Genomic DNA, 16,614 nt, shown 5'->3' with positions numbered 1-16,614 from the left:
GTGCGCTCATTCGGGACATGGGGTTGGCGTTGATCCCCTGCTTCAGCTCGGCTCCCGCTCATCCGGCCAGCGTCATGTGCAGGCCGCCACCCGTCCACGCAGCGGATCAGCCATCGGCATGGCCGGGCAAAGCGTGTCCGCTCGCCCGGGCACACCGACGTCATTCCCGCGAAAGCGGGAATTCAATTTGATCTTGCTCTCGCCATGAGCACAGCCCGATTTCGCGGGAACGACGACCGTGGGGCGGACCGTGGCGAGTGGAACCCGGCATGGTCCGTGCAACCGGATCGAAGAAACGAAAAGGCCGCGCACTGCGCGGCCTTTTGCGGTTCATGAACGAACGATGCCCTACTCCACTACCGCGGGCAGCTTCTCCGCGGCCTCGCAATCGACCGCGAGCTTGCCGTCCTTGACCGACAGCAGCACCTTGCCGCCCTCGGCGAGCTTGCCGAACAGCAGTTCGTCGGCGAGCAGGCGCTTGACGTTCTCCTGGATCACGCGCGCCATCGGGCGTGCGCCCATCTGCGGGTCGAAGCCGTGCTCGGCGAGCCAGCGCCGCGCGTCGGCGTCGACGTGCAGCACGACGTGCTTCTCCTGCAACTGCGTCTCGAGCTCGATGAGGAACTTGTCGACGACGCGCAGGATGTGCTCGAAATCCAGCGAGTTGAACTGCACGATCGCGTCGAGGCGGTTGCGGAACTCCGGCGTGAACGCGCGCTTGAGCGCTTCCATCGCGTCCGTCGTGTGGTTCTGGTCGACGAAGCCGATCGTGCGGCGCGATGCCTGCTGCGCGCCGATATTCGTCGTCATCACGACGATCACGTTCTTGAAGTTCGCCTCGCGCCCATTGGTGTCGGTCAATGCGCCGCGATCCATGATCTGCAACAGCACGTTGTAGACGTCCGGATGCGCCTTCTCGATCTCGTCGAGCAGCAGCACGCAGTGCGGATGCTTGACGATCTGCTCGGTCAGCAGGCCGCCCTGGTCGAAGCCGACATAACCCGGGGGCGCACCGATCAGGCGCGACACGGAATGGGCTTCCATGTATTCGGACATGTCGAAGCGCACCAGCTCGATGCCGAGCTGCATCGCGAGCTGGCGCGTGACCTCGGTCTTGCCGACGCCGGTCGGGCCGGTCAGCAGGAAGCAGCCGATCGGCTTGGCCGGGTTGCCGAGGCCCGAGCGCGCCATCTTGATCGAGGCGGCGAGCTTGTCGATCGCCTCGTCCTGGCCGAACACGACCATCTTGAGGTTGCGGTCGAGGTTGCGCAGCACGTCGCGGTCGGACGCGGACACCTGCTTGGGCGGGATGCGTGCCATGCGCGCGACGATGAACTCGATATCGGGCACGTCGACGAGCCCGCTGCGGTCCTTCTCGGGCAGCAGGTGCTGGCGCGCGCCGGCCTCGTCGATCACGTCGATCGCCTTGTCCGGCAGCAGTCGGTCGGCGATGTGCTTGACCGACAGGTCCACCGCCGCCCTCAGCGCGTCGTTGGTGTACTCGACCTTGTGGTGCTCCTCGAAGCGCGTCTTGAGGCCCTTGAGGATCTCGACGCTGTCGGCGATCGAAGGCTCCACGACGTCGATCTTCTGGAAGCGCCGCGCGAGCGCGCGATCCTTCTCGAACACGCCGCGGTATTCCTGGAACGTGGTCGAGCCGATGCAACGCAGCTCGCCGCTCGCGAGCACGGGCTTGATCAGGTTGGACGCGTCCATGGTGCCGCCCGAGGCGGAACCGGCGCCGATGATCGTGTGGATTTCGTCGATGAACAGGATCGCGCCCGGCTCCTTCTTGAGCTGCCCGATCACGCCCTTGAGGCGCTTCTCGAAATCGCCGCGGTACTTGGTGCCGGCGACGAGCGCGCCGAGGTCAAGCGCCCAGATCGTGCAGTGCGCGAGCACCTCGGGCACGTCGCCCTCGACGATTCGCTTGGCCAAGCCTTCGGCGAGCGCGGTCTTGCCGACGCCGGCCTCGCCGACGTAGAGCGGATTGTTCTTGCGCCGGCGGCACAGCACCTGGATCGTGCGCTCGATCTCCTCGTTGCGGCCGATCAACGGGTCGATCTTGCCCTGGCGCGCGAGTTCGTTGAGGTTGTTGGCGAACTCGGCGAGCGGGTTGCCGCGCGCTTCCTCGCCACCTTCGGCGTCGCGGCCGCCCTCGCCGCTCGCGGGCTGCGAACCACCTGATTCGTGGCCAATCTTGGCGATGCCGTGCGAGATGTAGTTGACGACGTCGAGGCGCGACACTTCCTGCTGGCCGAGGAAGTAGACGGCGTGCGAATCCTTCTCGCCGAAGATCGCGACGAGCACGTTGGCGCCCGTGACTTCCTTCCTGCCCGACGACTGCACGTGGTAGACGGCGCGCTGCAACACGCGCTGGAAGCCGAGCGTCGGCTGCGTGTCGCGCTCGTCGTTCGGCGGCAGCACCGGAACGGTTTCGGTGATGATCGAACGGAGGTCGCGGGCGAGCTTGGCCGTGTCGACGCCGCAGGCGCGCAGCACGGCGATCGCCGACGCGTTGTCGAGCAGCGCGAGCAGGAGGTGCTCCACCGTCATGAACTCATGACGCTGTTCGCGTGCCTCCTTGTAGCACGGGCCGATGGTGACCTCGAGATCCTTGCTGAACATTCAGGGTGCTCCGGACTGCGTATTACCAGAATGGCATGCAATATGTGGACCGGCCCGGCGGGTTCAACGGTGCGATCGTCCCTGGTCGCTGCAATCGTCCTTCGCTGGGTCGCTTCCACTGAAGCCAGCGTGTTCCGCGGGGCATCGCGGCACCCGTCGCCGCGCTTTTCCAGGTGCAGTTCAAGCCTTTTCCATCGTGCACAGCAACGGGTGCTGGTGGCTGCGCGAGAACTCGTTGACCTGGGTCACCTTGGTTTCGGCGACCTCGCGGGTGAAGACGCCGCAAACGCCCTTGCCGCGCGTATGCACGTGCAGCATGACCTGGGTCGCGCGTTCGCGGTCGAGATTGAAGAAGGTTTCGAGGACGACGACCACGAAATCCATCGGCGTGAAGTCGTCGTTGAGCAGGACCACCTGGTACAGCGGCGGGCGCACGACCTCGGGGCGCGCCTCCTCGACGGCCAGGCCGGGGCCACGTTCGGGTTGTTGGTCGGATTGGTTCGCCATCGGCAAGGATTCGATTTCGTCGGCTTCGAGTATAGCGCCGCGGCATGCCGGCACGCTGCGCAGATGGTGCCGCCCGCTCCGTGTACAAGGCCTGCACGGCACGGGCTGTTACACTGGCGCGATGACCCGAATTCCCGCCATCGTGACCGAGCTTGAAGAGGACGTCTGGCGTCCACATGTGACGGTCGCCACCGTCGTGCCACATGACGGTCGGTTCCTGCTCGTCGAAGAAAACGTGCGCGGTCGCATCGTGCTCAACCAACCGGCCGGCCACCTCGAACCCGACGAATCCCTGCATGACGCCGCCCTGCGCGAGACGCGCGAGGAAACCGGCTGGGACGTCGGCTTGACCTGCCTGCTCGGCGTGCAGCAGTGGCGCTCGCCATCGGGCAGCCAGTTCGTGCGCTTCACGTTCGGTGCCGAGCCCCTGCGCCATGACGCCGCGCGCCCGCTCGATGCGGGCATCCTGCGCGCGCTGTGGCTCACGCGCGAAGAGATCGCCCTGGCCGCAACGCGCCTGCGCAGCCCGATGGTGCTCGCGAGCATCGACGACTGGCTCGGCGGCCGGCGCCTGCCGCTCGACAGCGTGCGTGCGTTCAGCGTGGAACCATGACCACGTGCTGCACCCGGGGACGGCGCGCGGGCGCCGCCGTGCGCGACCTGCCCGGACGTCCGACGCGGTGAGGGCACGCACCATCGTCGGCATGTCCGGCGGCGTCGATTCGTCGGTCGCCGCCCTGATGCTGCAGCGCTCAGGCGAATCGATCGCGGGCCTCTTCATGCAGAACTGGGAAGAGGACGAGCGACGCGGCCCATGTCGCGCCGACGAGGACCGCCGGGACGCGGTGGCGGTGAGCGCGAAACTAGGCATTCCGCTGTACCTGCGCAACTTCGCCGACGAATACTGGGACCAGGTGTTCGAACACTTCCTCGCCGAGTACCGCCGCGGGCGCACGCCGAACCCGGACGTGCTGTGCAACCGCGAGATCAAGTTCAAGACCTTCCTCGACCACGCGCAGGCGCTCGGCGCGGAACGCATCGCCACCGGCCATTACGCCCGCGTCGACTGCGTCGACGGCCGCTGGCGCCTGCTGCGCGCACGCGACACGGGCAAGGACCAGACCTACTTCCTGCATGCGCTCGGCCAGCACGCACTTGCCGCGACGGTGTTCCCGCTCGGCGACCTGGAAAAATCCGAGGTGCGCACGCTCGCGCGCGAGGCCGGGCTCGCCACGCACGACAAGAAGGATTCCACCGGCATCTGCTTCATCGGCGAGCGCGACTTCCGCTCGTTCCTCGCCGAATACATCCCGGCCCGGCCGGGGCCGATGCGGACGCCGGACGGCACCACGGTCGGCGAGCACGCCGGCGTGTTCTACTACACGCTCGGCCAGCGCAGTGGCCTCGGCATCGGCGGACGCCGCGGCGCCGAAGGCGAACCCTGGTACGTGATCGGCAAGGATGTGGTGGACAACGTGCTCTACGTCGCGCAAGGCCATGCGAACCACTGGCTGCAGTCGCATCGGCTCGCGGCGAGCGCGCCGACGTGGGTCGCCGGCACCGCGCCGGCGACGTCGTTCCGATGCACGGCGATGACGCGTTATCGACAGGCGCCCGAGCCCTGCTCGGTCGAACTCGATGCGCGCGGCTGCACGGTCGCCTTCGACGCGCCTCAGCGCGCGGTCACGCCCGGGCAGTCGGTCGTCTTCTACGACGGTGAGGCCTGCCTCGGCGGAGCCGTGATCGAATGCAGCGACGCGCCGTACGGCGGCTGGGAGGCGCGTGATGCGTGAGTCGCGGGTGATCGCGCTCGCCGGCGTGCTGCAGGGCTGCCGGCTCGTGCACGAGGTCGCCACGCGCGGACGCGCCGATGCGGCGAGCATCGAGGCGAGCCTCGCGAGCGTGTTCCGCATCGATGCCGACAGTGCCGCCGCCGTGTTCGGCGGCCTCGACGGCGTCCGCCTGGGACTGGAGACCCTGCTGCACCAGTTCGAGGGCGCCGAGCGCAACCTCGCCCTGACCCGCCTCGTGCTCGGCACCCTGCGCCTGCAGAAGCGCCTTGCACGCAACCCACGCATGCAGCGCGCGCTGCGCGATGGCATCGAGGGCATCCAGCGCCAAGCCGACCATTTCGGCCTCGCCCACCCGACCGTGCAGGCGCGCCTCGCCGACCTCTACGTCGCGACCCTGTCGCAACTGCGCCCGCGCGTCGTCGTCCACGGCAATCCCGTGCAGCTGTCCAATCCGCAGGTGGTCGCGCAGATCCGCGCCCTGCTGCTCGCCGCGGTACGCGCCGCCGTGCTTTGGCGCCAGGTCGGCGGCGGCCAGCTGCGCCTGCTGCTGCGCCGGCGCGAATACGCGATGCTCGCGCGCGGCCTCCTCGCCCGCAGCACGCTCGACCGGGGCTGATGGCCGGAAAGGGCTGAAACACGAAGGAAGAGCGAATCCGAAGGCATCCGGCAGCAGGCACCGATCATCCCTTCTCGTCTTCGTGTCCTTCGTGTTTCAGGCTGTCGCTGTCGAAGGCCTCTTTTGGCGTAGGCCAAGGGTTTGCGCGATAATGGCGGGCCCATTCGCCGGTCCGTCCCAGGACCGCGCCCGCGGCGCCGCCGCGGCCTTGCGCCAAGCGAAACGCCAGCCAGCAGGAGATGCAGATGACAGATTCGTTCTCGACCCGGGACGTCCTCGAGGTCAACGGCAAGCGCTATCACTACGCCAGCCTGGTCAAGCTCGGCCAGCGCTTCGACCTCAAGCGGCTGCCGTACTCGATGAAGATCCTCCTCGAAAACCTGCTGCGCCACGAGGACGGCTTGAACGTCACCGCGAAGGAGATCGAAGCGGTCGCGAACTGGGACGCGAAGAAGGAGCCGGACACCGAGATCTCCTTCATGCCCGCGCGCGTCGTGCTGCAGGACTTCACCGGCGTGCCGTGCGTCGTCGACCTCGCCGCGATGCGCGACGCGGTGGTCAAGCTCGGTGGTGACGCGACGCAGATCAATCCGCTCGCGCCGGCCGAACTCGTGATCGACCACTCGGTGCAGGTCGACGCGTTCGGCTCGCCGACGGCGCTGGAAACGAACGTCGAGATCGAATTCGAACGCAACCAGGAGCGCTACTCGTTCCTGCGCTGGGGCCAGAAGGCGTTCAACAACTTCAAGGTCGTGCCGCCGCGCACGGGCATCGTGCATCAGGTGAACCTCGAGCATCTCGCGCGCGTCGTGTTCACCGCGGACAAGGACGGCGAAAGCTGGGCCTACCCGGACACCGTGTTCGGCACCGACTCGCACACGACGATGATCAACGGCATCGGCGTGCTCGGCTGGGGCGTCGGCGGCATCGAGGCCGAGGCCGCGATGCTCGGCCAGCCGTCGTCGATGCTGATCCCGCAGGTGGTCGGCTTCCGCCTCACCGGCAAGCTCGCCGAAGGCGTGACCGCCACCGACCTCGTGCTCACCGTGACGCAGATGCTGCGCAAGCTCGGCGTGGTCGGCAAGTTCGTCGAGTTCTTCGGCGACGGCCTCAAGCACCTGCCGCTCGCCGACCGCGCGACGATCGCCAACATGGCGCCCGAGTACGGCGCGACCTGCGGCATCTTCCCGGTCGACGCCGAGGCACTCGCCTACATGCGCCTGTCCGGCCGCGACGAAGCGCAGATCCGCCTCGTCGAGGCGTACGCGAAGGCGCAGGGCCTGTGGCACGACGAGTCGACGCCGGCGGCGGAGTTCAGCGCGACGCTCGAACTCGACCTCGGCGACGTCAAGCCGTCGCTGGCCGGTCCCAAGCGTCCGCAGGATCGCGTCCTGCTCGAGGGGGTGCAGAAGAGCTTCCGTGACGCCGTCGGCCCGCTCACCGCGAACCGCAGGCCGCGCACGCAGGCGACGGCCGACTACATCGCCGAGGGCGGCAGCGCGGCGATCGGCAACCCAGCCAACTCGCTCATCAATGGCGGCGTCGTAGTCGAGAAGGATGGCCGGTCGTTCAAGCTCGCGGACGGCGCGGTCGTGATCGCCGCGATCACCTCGTGCACGAACACCTCCAACCCGGCGGTCATGCTCGGCGCCGGCCTGCTCGCGAAGAAGGCCGCGGCGAAGGGGCTCACGGCGAAGCCGTGGGTGAAGCCCTCGCTCGGCCCGGGGTCGCTTGTCGTGACCGACTACCTCGAGAAGACCGGCCTGCTGAAGGAACTCGAGAAGGTCGGCTTCTACGTGGTCGGCTATGGCTGCACCACCTGCATCGGCAACTCGGGGCCGCTGCCGATCGAGATCAGCAAGGGCATCGCCGAGGGCGATCTCGCGGTCGCATCGGTGCTGTCCGGCAACCGCAACTTCGAGGGCCGCGTGCATCCCGAAGTGAAGATGAACTACCTCGCTTCGCCGCCGCTCGTGGTCGCGTACGCGCTCGCGGGCACGCTCGACATCGATCTCACGAAGGAACCGCTCGGCGTCGGCAACGACGGCCAGCCGGTCTATCTCAAGGACATCTGGCCGAGCAACAAGGAAATTTCCGATACGATCGCGGGCGCGATCAACCCGGCGATGTTCACCAAGAACTACGCCGACGTGTTCAAGGGCGACAGCCGTTGGAACCAGATCGCCTCGCCCGACGGTTCGGTTTATCGCTGGGACGATTCGACCTACATCAAGAACCCGCCCTATTTCGAAGGCATGGGCAAGGAGGCCGGCCGCATCGAGGACATCCACGGCGCGCGTGCGCTCGGCGTGTTCGGCGATTCGATCACCACCGACCACATCTCGCCGGCCGGCTCGATCAAGAAGGACAGCCCGGCGGGCCGCTTCCTGATCGCCAGGGGCGTCGATCCGAAGGACTTCAACTCCTACGGCTCGCGTCGCGGCAACGACGACGTCATGGTGCGCGGCACGTTCGCCAACATCCGCATCAGGAACCTCATGCTGTCCGGCGTCGAAGGCGGCTACACCCTGCACGTGCCGAGCGGCGAGCAGATGGCGATCTACGACGCCGCGATGAAGTACAAGGCGGAGAAGACGCCGCTGGTCGTGCTCGCGGGCAAGGAATACGGCACCGGCTCGTCGCGTGATTGGGCCGCGAAGGGCACCTTGCTCCTCGGCGTGAAGGCCGTGATCGCCGAGAGCTTCGAGCGCATCCATCGTTCGAACCTCGTCGGCATGGGCGTGCTGCCGTGCCAGTTCATGGACGGCGAGAACGCGCTGTCGCTGGGCCTCACCGGCAAGGAAACCTTCGACGTCACCGGCCTGCAGGACGGCGAAGCGAAGATCGCCGATGTCGTCGCCACGGCAGCCGACGGCAGCCGCAAGGCGTTCAAGGTGCGCGTGCTGCTGCTCACGCCGAAGGAACGCGAGTTCTTCCGCCATGGCGGCATCCTGCAGTACGTGCTGCGCCAGCTGGCGGCGAAGAAGGCCGCGTAAGCGCGCTGCCACGCGCGTGCACGCACGCGAAAAGAAGACGGCGCGGAATTTCCGCGCCGTTTTTTTTTCGCCGGCATCCCGGCCGCGTGACGGGATTCACGGCGCATTCCGCGCGTGCATCCAGCGCAAGAGCAACATGGATTCCCGCTTCCGCGGGAATGACGCCGGTTGCTGCTGGGCGATTTTTGGCCCTTGCGTTTCCTACAGCACGCCTCTACACGAGTGATGGCCGGCGCTTCGACTTCGCACTGCGCGGGCTGCGCTCAGCGCGAACGGAATTCCGGGGCGGGCCCGGCGGCGACACGTTCTCCCAAACCCATCGAGGAGGACGTCCGGCGGTTCGACCGCGCCGCACGCCGATCACGACCCGCCGTCCGACCACTTCGCGTTGTAGCAGCGCCAGGCGCCATCCTCGCGGCGCCAGCCCGTTTCGAAATGTACGGTGGTCGCGCGATCGGCGATCCAGCGGCCGCTCGAATCGGTGATGTCGGCGTCGAAGCGCGCGACCGCGCGGTCGCCGTGCAGTTCGACCGCGACCGAGCCGATGCGCACGCCGAGCGCGTTCGCGCCGAGCAATTGGGCGCGCAGGACGTTGGCGAGTCCCGCACGGTCGACGCCGTCGTTGCCGACGAAATCCTCGGTGACGAGGTCGAGCACTTCCTTGCCGCGGTGTGCTTCGATCGCCGCGGCGCCCGCGGTGATCGCCGCGCGGATCGCCTCGTCGTCGGGCTGTCGCGCGCAGGCGGCGAACAGCAGGCAGGAAAGAAGAATCAGGGTCGGACGCACGTTCACCTCGCCGGGCCACGTTGCATTGCGGCTTGCCGCTCGTTCCGGCCTTGTGCTGCAATCGACCGTACCCGTGCGGATCGTCGCAGGGTAAACGAATCCGGCGCGTCTGCGCGATCGACGCCGCCCACGGGGGAATTGCATGGCGAACACGAACCGTCCCTGGCTGGCCAGCTATCCGGCGGGGACGCCGGCCGAGATCGACCCGGGTCAGTACCGCTCGGTGGTGGCGCTGCTCGAGGAGTGCTGCGATCGCTTTCGCCACCGGCCTGCCTTCACCAACATGGGGCGCGCCATCACCTATGGCGACCTCGATCGGCTCAGTGCGACGTTCGCGGCATTCCTCGTCAACGACCTCAAGCTCGCCAAGGGCGATCGCGTCGCGATCATGATGCCCAACCTGCTGCAATATCCGATCGCGATCATGGCGGTGCTGCGCGCGGGTCTGACGGTCGTCAACGTCAACCCGATGTACACGCCGCGCGAGCTCAAGCACCAGTTGGTGGATTCGGGTGCGAGCGCGATCATCGTGCTCGAGAATTTCGCCCATACCGCCGCGGAAGTCCTCGCCGAGACGCCGTGCAGGCACGTCGTTGTCACCGGCGTGGGTGACATGCTCGGCTTCCCGAAGTCGGCGATCACCAACTTCGTCGTGCGCCACGTCAAGAAGATGGTGCCTGCCTATTCGCTGCCGAACGCGATCCGCTTCAACGAGGCACTCGGGCGCGGCACGCGATCGAAGTTCGCCAGGGTCGATGTAGGCCCGGAGGACCTCGCCTTCCTGCAGTACACCGGCGGCACGACCGGCGTCGCCAAGGGCGCGATGCTGACCCATCGCAACATGGTGTCGAACATGCTGCAGTCGTCGGCATGGATCTGCTCCAACCTGCTCGAGGGCGAAGAGGTCGTAGTCACTGCGCTGCAGCTGTACCACATCTTCGCGCTGACGGCGAACTTCCTGGTGTTCGCGCGGATCGGCGGCTTCAACCACCTGATCACCAACCCGCGCGACATGCCGGGCTTCGTCAAGTCGATCAAGTCGATCCGGTTCAGTGCGCTCTCCGGCGTCAATACGCTGTTCGCCGGCCTGCTCAACACGCCCGGTTTCGACGAGGTCGACTTTTCGAAACTGCACCTGACGCTCGGCGGCGGCATGGCGGTGCAGCGGGCCGTCGCCGAGCGTTGGAAGAGCGTGACGGGTTGCGCCCTGCTCGAAGCCTACGGCCTCACCGAAACCAGCCCGGCCGCCTGCATCAACCCGCTCGACCTCAAGGAATACAACGGCTCGATCGGCCTGCCGATCCCGTCGACCGACGTCAACATCCAGGATGATGACGGCAACGTGCTCCCGCTCGGCGAGATCGGCGAGCTGTGCATCCGCGGCCCGCAGGTCATGAAGGGCTACTGGAACCGCCCCGAGGAGACGGCGAAAGTGCTGTCGGCGGACGGCTGGCTGCGCACCGGCGACATCGCGCGCATCGACCCGAGCGGCTATGTCTACATCGTCGACCGCAAGAAGGACATGATCCTCGTCTCCGGTTTCAACGTGTATCCGAACGAAGTCGAGGACGTCGTCGCGCAGATGCCCGGCGTGCTCGAGGTCGCCGCGGTCGGCGTACCGGACGAGAAATCCGGCGAGGCGGTCAAACTGGTGATCGTGAAGAAGGACCCGGCACTCACCGAGGAAGCCGTGCGCGCGCACTGCAAGGCCAACCTGACCGGTTACAAGCTGCCCAAATACGTCGAATTCCGCGAATCCCTGCCGAAGACCAACGTCGGCAAGATCCTGCGCCGCGAGTTGCGCGAGTCGGCCGCCGCCTCCTGAGGCTGCCGGCCCTGCCCCGCTTTCAGGCCGAATACGGCTCGAGGCGGTCGGCGTAGCCCCCGAGCAGGTTCCACAACGGCGCTTCCTTGTTCTCCGGGATGCGCTCATAGGCAAAACCGAGCTGCGTCTCGGTCACGCGCGCGAGGCGTGCATCGACATGGATGTCGAGCGCCTCGCCGCTCAGCATGTCGAGCACGAAGACGTCATCGACCTTGCCGCGCCAGTTGTCCGGCTTGGCGACAAGCACGCCGGTCGCCGAGATGTCCTCGATCTCGCTGCTCCAGGCGTTCAAGCCGCTGCTGATCAGCACGGCGGAACGGATCGACATGCGAGCCGGCCGCAGGTTTTTCTTTTCCCCTTCGTTGGTCATGCTTCCTCGCGCGTGCTGCTTGCAGCCCCAGACTTGTCCCGATTCGGTTCCTGCAAGAACCGAACCATCGCGGAAATGTTAGTACCTGACTCGCACCCGCGCGAGCGCGGGCGCGCACGATCCCGAGTCCGGCGGATCCCCTGGTTTTTCCCGCCGCGGCAGTATGGATATGCACCGTGCCGCATGCAATTCCGTGACGCAGTCGACAGAATTGATATTGACATGTCACATCTGACCGTATTTGTCAATGCTCCTCGGCGTTTACGCTAGACTCGATCGCGATCGCACGGATCAGGCACCGGGATGTGCAACACCATTCGTCGGCCGTTCGGCGGCGATCACGATCGGCCTCTTAACTCTCCAGGGGTGCAACATGAGTGCCGTCGAAGCGCTGCATCGCGACAACGATTTCCGCCTGCTGCGTACACAAGAAGATCCCGTCGCCAACGCCAGTTGGTGTTTCATGCACGCGACGCGTTTCCCGCGCGACAGCGGCTATCGCGCGTGTTTCAGCACGCTGCTCATCAAGGAAATACGCGAGTTCCAGAAGCGCGTATCGGACCGGCTGACCTTGCAGTCCACCAATGGCGACGAGCGCATCGCGCACGTCGTGCTCGCGTCCGACGCAGACGTGTTCAACCTCGGTGGCGACCTCGAGCTGTTCTGCCGGTTGATCAAGGCGCGCAACCGCGAACACCTGCTCGCCTACGCGCGCCAGTGCGTGGAAGGCGTGTACGGATTCCACGAGCAGCTCAACCGCCACATGCACAGCGTCGCGCTGGTCCAGGGTGATGCGCTCGGAGGTGGTTTCGAAGCGGCGCTGTCGTGCCATTCGATCGTCGCCGAAAGCGGTGTCGGCATGGGTTTCCCCGAGGTGCTGTTCGACCTTTTCCCGGGCATGGGCGCGTACTCCTTCCTCTGCCAGCGCGTCAGCCCGCGTTTCGCCGAGGAGATGATGCTCAACGGCACCATCTATTCGAGCGACGAGTTGCACCGCCTCGGCGTGGTCGACGTGCTGGTGCCGAAGGGCGAAGGCGTCGCCGCCGTGCACGACCTGATCCGCCGCAACCAGCGCATCTCGCACGCACGCACGGCAATGAACCGCGTGCGCCAGATGCGCGCTCCGGTGAGCCTGGTCGAATTGATGCAGATCACCGAGATCTGGGTCGACACGGCGATGCAGCTCGGCGACAAGTCGCTGCGCACGATGGAACGCCTCGTGCGGGCGCAGCGCAAGCGGCCGCAGGAAATGGCGGCGCCTCAGCTGGAGATGGTGCAGTCCGCGATGGGTTGACCCGTTCGACTGGCCGAGCGTCCGTGTCAGGACGGCCGCTCGGCCTCGGCATGTTCCGGCTTGCCCTTCAGGGCGACGCGCGCGACCTCGAGGTGTTCGCGCAGGCCACGCACCGACTGTCGCCACTCGCGCGGCAGTTGCCAGTTGCCCAGCCGCATCGCCGTGGCGGCGGCTTCCGAAAGATGCGTCGCGCCCATGTTGCCCGCTACGCCCTTGAGTGCATGGCAGCCGTCTCGGAAAGCGTCCCATCGCGCCGCCGCACCCGCCCGCTCGAGTTCACCGATGTTCGCCAGCGCATCGCGCAGGCATTCGTCGACGAAGAGCGAGACGAAATCGGTACCGAGTTGCAGTTCCTCGAGTTCGCGCAGCACGTCGGGTTCGATCGGTGAACTCGGGGTGCGCGGTTTGTCGCGGCCGACCGCCGTGAGTTCCGTGCCGGCCCGCTCCGTCGCCGTCGGCGCGCTGGCGATGTCGCCGAGCGTGTCGAGCAGGCGAGCGATCTGCACCGGCTTGGTCAGGAATGCGCGCGCGCCCGCCTGCTCGCACTGGCGCACGGTGCTGGTCGTCGCATCGGCACTCAGCATCACGAACGGTGTCGGCGTGCGCCCCGCCTGCATCACGCGTGCCTGCTTGAGCACGTCCAGGCCGCTGACGCCGGGCATGTGCAGGTCGATGATGACGGCGTCGAAATCGCCCTGTTCGATCGCGTCGAGGACTTCCTCGCCGCTGTTGACCGCGATTGCCTTGTGCCCGGCCTTCTCGAGCAGGCGCTGCAGCACCGTGATGTTGGTCGGCTGGTCGTCGGCGATGAGCAGCTGCAGCGACCGCGTGCGCGCTCGATGGCGCACGAACGGGTCGCCGAACGCGATGACGTTGGGCGGATCGACCGCCTCCGCCGCCGCCGGCGCGACGAGCGCGAACGGCAGTTCCACCCAGAAATGCGAGCCTTCGCCTTCGAAGCTCTCGAAGCCGATGCGACCGCCGAGCAGTTCGGTGAGCGACTTGGCGATCGTCGTGCCGAGGCCGCTGCCGCCGAAGCGGCGTCCGTGGCCGCTGTCGGCCTGCTCGAACGCGTTGAAGATGCGTGCCTGCGCTTCCGTCGGGATGCCGACGCCGGTATCGCGCACGGAAAACAGCAGGGTCGACGACGCGGCGCCGGCGGATTCGCCGCGCGTCCGCTGCGACACCTCGACCACCACACTGCCTTCCTCGGTGAACTTGATCGCGTTGGAAACGAGGTTGATGAGGATCTGGCGCAGATGGTTGGCGTCGCCGTGCAGGGAGGTCGGCGTGCCGGGCGCGACGCGGATTTCGAACAGCACGCCCTTGCCGTTGGCGAGCGGCTGCAGCATCACGCGCAGGCCGTCGAGCAGGTCGTCGAGGCGAAAATCGTGGTCGACGCGGCGCAGCTTGCCGACTTCGATCGCGGAAATGTCGAGCACGTCCTCGATCAGCCCGAGCAGGGTCTTCGCCGAGGTCTGGATCACCGTCGCGCATTCGCGCTGCTCGGTGCTGAGGCGCGTCGTCGCCAGCAGCTCGGACATGCCGACGATGCCGTTGAGCGGCGTGCGGAACTCGTGGCTCATGTTGGCGAGGAAGGTGCTCTTCGCCGCATTCGCGCGCCGTGCGTCTTCGGTCGCGCGGGTCAACGCACGCAGCAGCGAGGACAGGTACATCGGAATCGCGATGAGCCCGCACAGGAGTCCCCACGACAGCGCCTTGTTCTGCTGCCAGAACGGTGTGGTGGTGATCACCGCGAAGAACGACAGGCTCGCGAGGCCGATCGCCGCGCGCAGGTAGGTCGGTCCGTAGCGCAGGCCGTTGCCGATCGTGACCCACATGATGATCACGTAGAGCGGTGCGACTTCCTGGCCCGACAACGCCATGATCGCGCCGATCGAGCCGTAATCGGTGAGCATGCCGAGCACGCGGCGCGGATGCGATACGCCGGGACGGCGGATGAGCCAGCCGAGGATCGCCGCGCCCACCACCGCGTCGAGCATGACGTAGCGCAGCGCGCCTTGCACCGTCGCGGTATGCGAGCCGGAAACGGTGACCAGCCCGGCGAGGTAGACCAGGAAGACCGTGACGATCGCCATGCGGACGATCGCCTGTTCATGCTCGCTGTCGGGGCGCTTCTGGAAGCGCGACTTGAGCTTGGCCAGCAGAGGGTGCATGCCCTACCTCGGCAGCGACCGGGATCGCGGCGTTCAGCCTTCTCCCGGCGGTTCCAGTTTCGCAGTGAGGATGTCGAGGATGCGCGCCTCGTTCGCCTTCAATGCGTCCACACAGGAAGGATCAAAAAGCGTGCCACGATGGGCCGTCATGTAGTCGAACGCCTCTTCCGGCGTCCACGCACGCTTGTAGGGTCGTTCGGACGTAAGGGCGTCGAATACGTCCGCGGCGGCCACGATCCGCGCTGGCAACGGGATTTCCTCACCCTTGAGCCCGTCCGGGTATCCGCTGCCGTCCCAGCGTTCGTGGTGGCGCAGCGCGATCAGGGCGCCCATCTGCACGAACTTGCTCTTGCTGTCGCGCAGGATGTCGTATCCGATCAAGGGGTGTCGGCGCATGACCCCCATTTCCTCGTCGGTCAGGCTCGCCCGCTTGAGCAGGACCGCGTCGGGGATGCCGATCTTGCCGATGTCGTGCAGGGGCGCGGCCGAGGTCAGGATCGCGACTTCCTCCTCGCTCATGCCGAGCGCCTCGGCCAGCACTTCGGCATAGTGCGACATGCGCAGCAGGTGCAGGCCGGTGCCGCAGTCGCGGTATTCGATCGCCCGGGCGAGCCGGTACAGCGTTTCGCGCTCGCGTTGCTCGACCTCGCGCACGCCTTCGAGCACGCGTTCCTCGAGAGAACGGGCGCGCTCCTTGACCGATTCGCCCTGCTGGCGCAGCTGCAGCAGGTTCTTGCAGCGCGTGCGCAGCTCGCGCGGGCGCACCGGCTTGACCAGGAAGTCGATCACCCCGGCTTCGAGCGCCGCTTGGCGCACCGGCTCGTCGCCGACCACGCTGATCAGCACGATCGGCACGTCGCGGCGCGAGAGCGAGCGACGGAAGCGGCGCGCGAACTCGAGCCCGTCCATGTCGGGCATGCGGTAGTCGAGCAGGACGAGGTCGGTCGCATGCGCCTCAGACCAGCGCAGCGCCTCGACCGGGTTGCCGAAATCGGCGGTATGGACGCCCGGGCCGATCGCCTCGACCACATGCCGGAGCATGGTGCGAGCCGAGGACTGGTCATCGACGATCAATACATTCACGCAACTCTCCGCGAACGCGTTGCGGACGCTCAGGGGAAACACCCACCGCTGAGCCAATCCTGCACAGGCGGTGTCTTCACCCTAGGTTAGCACGCGGGCGCGCCCGCTCGTCCACAAGTATCCCTGCGCGAGGCGCGGTTCACGTTTCCGGGCGCATGTACGGGAACAGCAGCACGTCGCGGATCGAGGGCACGTCGGCGAAGAACATCACGAGGCGATCGATGCCGACGCCGAGGCCCCCCGTCGGCGGCATGCCCACTTCGAGTGCGCGGATGTAATCGGCGTCGAAATGCATCGCCTCGTCGTCGCCGGCGTCCTTGGCCGCGACCTGGGCGCGGAAGCGCGCGGCCTGGTCCTCGGGGTCGTTGAGCTCGGAGAAGCCGTTGGCCATCTCCTTGGCGCCGACGAACAGCTCGAAGCGGCCGGTCACCGCGGGGGCGCGGTCGCTCGCGCGCGCGTGCGGCGACACCTCGACCGGGTAGTCGGTGATGAAGGTCGGCTGCACGAGCGTGCCCTCGACGGTCGCCTCGAAGAGCTCC

At 66.9% G+C, this 16,614-nt stretch carries 13 protein-coding genes; 6 read left to right on the top strand and 7 right to left on the bottom strand.

What is annotated here, in order from left to right; genetic code table 11:
• Positions 1 to 348 precede the first annotated feature (348 nt).
• Both clpA and clpS read right to left on the bottom strand, forming a co-directional pair.
• Positions 349 to 2,628 (bottom strand): ATP-dependent Clp protease ATP-binding subunit ClpA, encoded by a 2,280-nt coding sequence (gene clpA / locus ACTHK2_RS07200; RefSeq protein WP_440245029.1) that lies wholly within the window; start codon positions 2,626 to 2,628, stop codon positions 349 to 351.
• Positions 2,629 to 2,808: 180 nt separating this feature from the next.
• Positions 2,809 to 3,135 carry an ATP-dependent Clp protease adapter ClpS gene (gene clpS, locus ACTHK2_RS07195; protein ID WP_440245028.1) on the bottom strand — a complete coding sequence of 109 codons (327 nt, stop codon included), beginning with the start codon at positions 3,133 to 3,135 and terminating at the stop codon, positions 2,809 to 2,811.
• A gap of 142 nt (positions 3,136 to 3,277) precedes the next feature.
• Here clpS and ACTHK2_RS07190 point away from each other — a divergent pair, with 142 nt between their 5' ends.
• The 4 genes from ACTHK2_RS07190 to acnA all read left to right on the top strand — a co-directional run bounded on the left by ACTHK2_RS07190 (position 3,278) and on the right by acnA (position 8,540).
• Complete coding sequence (locus ACTHK2_RS07190; RefSeq protein ID WP_440245027.1) at positions 3,278 to 3,748, top strand: NUDIX hydrolase; 471 nt, start codon at positions 3,278 to 3,280, stop codon at positions 3,746 to 3,748.
• A 67-nt stretch (positions 3,749 to 3,815) separates the two neighbouring features.
• Positions 3,816 to 4,928 (top strand): tRNA 2-thiouridine(34) synthase MnmA, encoded by a 1,113-nt coding sequence (mnmA, locus tag ACTHK2_RS07185; RefSeq protein WP_440245026.1) that lies wholly within the window; start codon positions 3,816 to 3,818, stop codon positions 4,926 to 4,928.
• Positions 4,921 to 5,544 (top strand): high frequency lysogenization protein HflD, encoded by a 624-nt coding sequence (hflD, locus tag ACTHK2_RS07180; protein ID WP_440245025.1) that lies wholly within the window; start codon positions 4,921 to 4,923, stop codon positions 5,542 to 5,544. Before mnmA ends, hflD begins: the two co-directional genes overlap by 8 nt.
• 245 nt (positions 5,545 to 5,789) lie before the next feature.
• A complete protein-coding gene (gene acnA / locus ACTHK2_RS07175; protein ID WP_440245024.1) occupies positions 5,790 to 8,540 on the top strand; it encodes an aconitate hydratase AcnA in 2,751 nt (916 codons plus the stop codon).
• A 360-nt stretch (positions 8,541 to 8,900) separates the two neighbouring features.
• Here the strand turns inward: acnA and ACTHK2_RS07170 are convergent, their stop codons facing one another.
• Entirely contained in the window at positions 8,901 to 9,326 is a 426-nt protein-coding gene (locus ACTHK2_RS07170; RefSeq protein WP_440245023.1) for a nuclear transport factor 2 family protein, read from the bottom strand.
• A gap of 142 nt (positions 9,327 to 9,468) precedes the next feature.
• Here ACTHK2_RS07170 and ACTHK2_RS07165 point away from each other — a divergent pair, with 142 nt between their 5' ends.
• Complete coding sequence (locus ACTHK2_RS07165) at positions 9,469 to 11,151, top strand: long-chain-fatty-acid--CoA ligase (protein WP_440245022.1); 1,683 nt, start codon at positions 9,469 to 9,471, stop codon at positions 11,149 to 11,151.
• 22 nt (positions 11,152 to 11,173) lie between these two features.
• On the opposite strand, the gene ACTHK2_RS07160 is transcribed toward ACTHK2_RS07165, so the two are convergent.
• Positions 11,174 to 11,479: a PilZ domain-containing protein gene (locus ACTHK2_RS07160; protein ID WP_440245021.1), complete on the bottom strand. Its 306-nt coding sequence runs from the start codon at positions 11,477 to 11,479 to the stop codon at positions 11,174 to 11,176.
• A gap of 415 nt (positions 11,480 to 11,894) precedes the next feature.
• Here ACTHK2_RS07160 and ACTHK2_RS07155 point away from each other — a divergent pair, with 415 nt between their 5' ends.
• On the top strand, positions 11,895 to 12,815 hold the full coding sequence (locus ACTHK2_RS07155) for a crotonase/enoyl-CoA hydratase family protein (RefSeq protein ID WP_440245020.1): 921 nt from the start codon (positions 11,895 to 11,897) through the stop codon (positions 12,813 to 12,815).
• Between the two features lie 26 nt (positions 12,816 to 12,841).
• On the opposite strand, the gene ACTHK2_RS07150 is transcribed toward ACTHK2_RS07155, so the two are convergent.
• The 3 genes from ACTHK2_RS07150 to ACTHK2_RS07140 all read right to left on the bottom strand — a co-directional run.
• Positions 12,842 to 14,992 (bottom strand): ATP-binding protein, encoded by a 2,151-nt coding sequence (locus tag ACTHK2_RS07150; protein WP_440245019.1) that lies wholly within the window; start codon positions 14,990 to 14,992, stop codon positions 12,842 to 12,844.
• 33 nt (positions 14,993 to 15,025) lie between these two features.
• Positions 15,026 to 16,075, bottom strand: a complete 1,050-nt coding sequence (locus ACTHK2_RS07145; protein WP_440245018.1) for an HD domain-containing phosphohydrolase — start codon at positions 16,073 to 16,075, stop codon at positions 15,026 to 15,028.
• 139 nt (positions 16,076 to 16,214) lie between these two features.
• Positions 16,215 to 16,614: amino acid--tRNA ligase-related protein (locus tag ACTHK2_RS07140; protein WP_440245017.1), on the bottom strand; the 400-nt coding region annotated here is incomplete at its 5' end.

The organism is Dokdonella sp. (assembly GCF_051958935.1).
GTDB lineage: Bacteria > Pseudomonadota > Gammaproteobacteria > Xanthomonadales > Rhodanobacteraceae > Dokdonella_A.
This window is presented reverse-complemented; position numbering and strand designations above follow the sequence as displayed.

What these genes read in the sequence shown, in the direction of transcription:
- ACTHK2_RS07160 (WP_440245021.1), bottom strand. Translation starts at nt 11,479, where the DNA reads ATGTCGATCCGTTCCGCCGTGCTGATCAGCAGCGGCTTGAACGCCTGG.
- clpA (WP_440245029.1), bottom strand. Translation starts at nt 2,628, where the DNA reads ATGTTCAGCAAGGATCTCGAGGTCACCATCGGCCCGTGCTACAAGGAG.
- ACTHK2_RS07155 (WP_440245020.1), top strand. Translation starts at nt 11,895, where the DNA reads ATGAGTGCCGTCGAAGCGCTGCATCGCGACAACGATTTCCGCCTGCTG.
- ACTHK2_RS07165 (WP_440245022.1), top strand. Translation starts at nt 9,469, where the DNA reads ATGGCGAACACGAACCGTCCCTGGCTGGCCAGCTATCCGGCGGGGACG.
- acnA (WP_440245024.1), top strand. Translation starts at nt 5,790, where the DNA reads ATGACAGATTCGTTCTCGACCCGGGACGTCCTCGAGGTCAACGGCAAG.
- hflD (WP_440245025.1), top strand. Translation starts at nt 4,921, where the DNA reads ATGCGTGAGTCGCGGGTGATCGCGCTCGCCGGCGTGCTGCAGGGCTGC.
- ACTHK2_RS07150 (WP_440245019.1), bottom strand. Translation starts at nt 14,992, where the DNA reads ATGCACCCTCTGCTGGCCAAGCTCAAGTCGCGCTTCCAGAAGCGCCCC.
- clpS (WP_440245028.1), bottom strand. Translation starts at nt 3,135, where the DNA reads ATGGCGAACCAATCCGACCAACAACCCGAACGTGGCCCCGGCCTGGCC.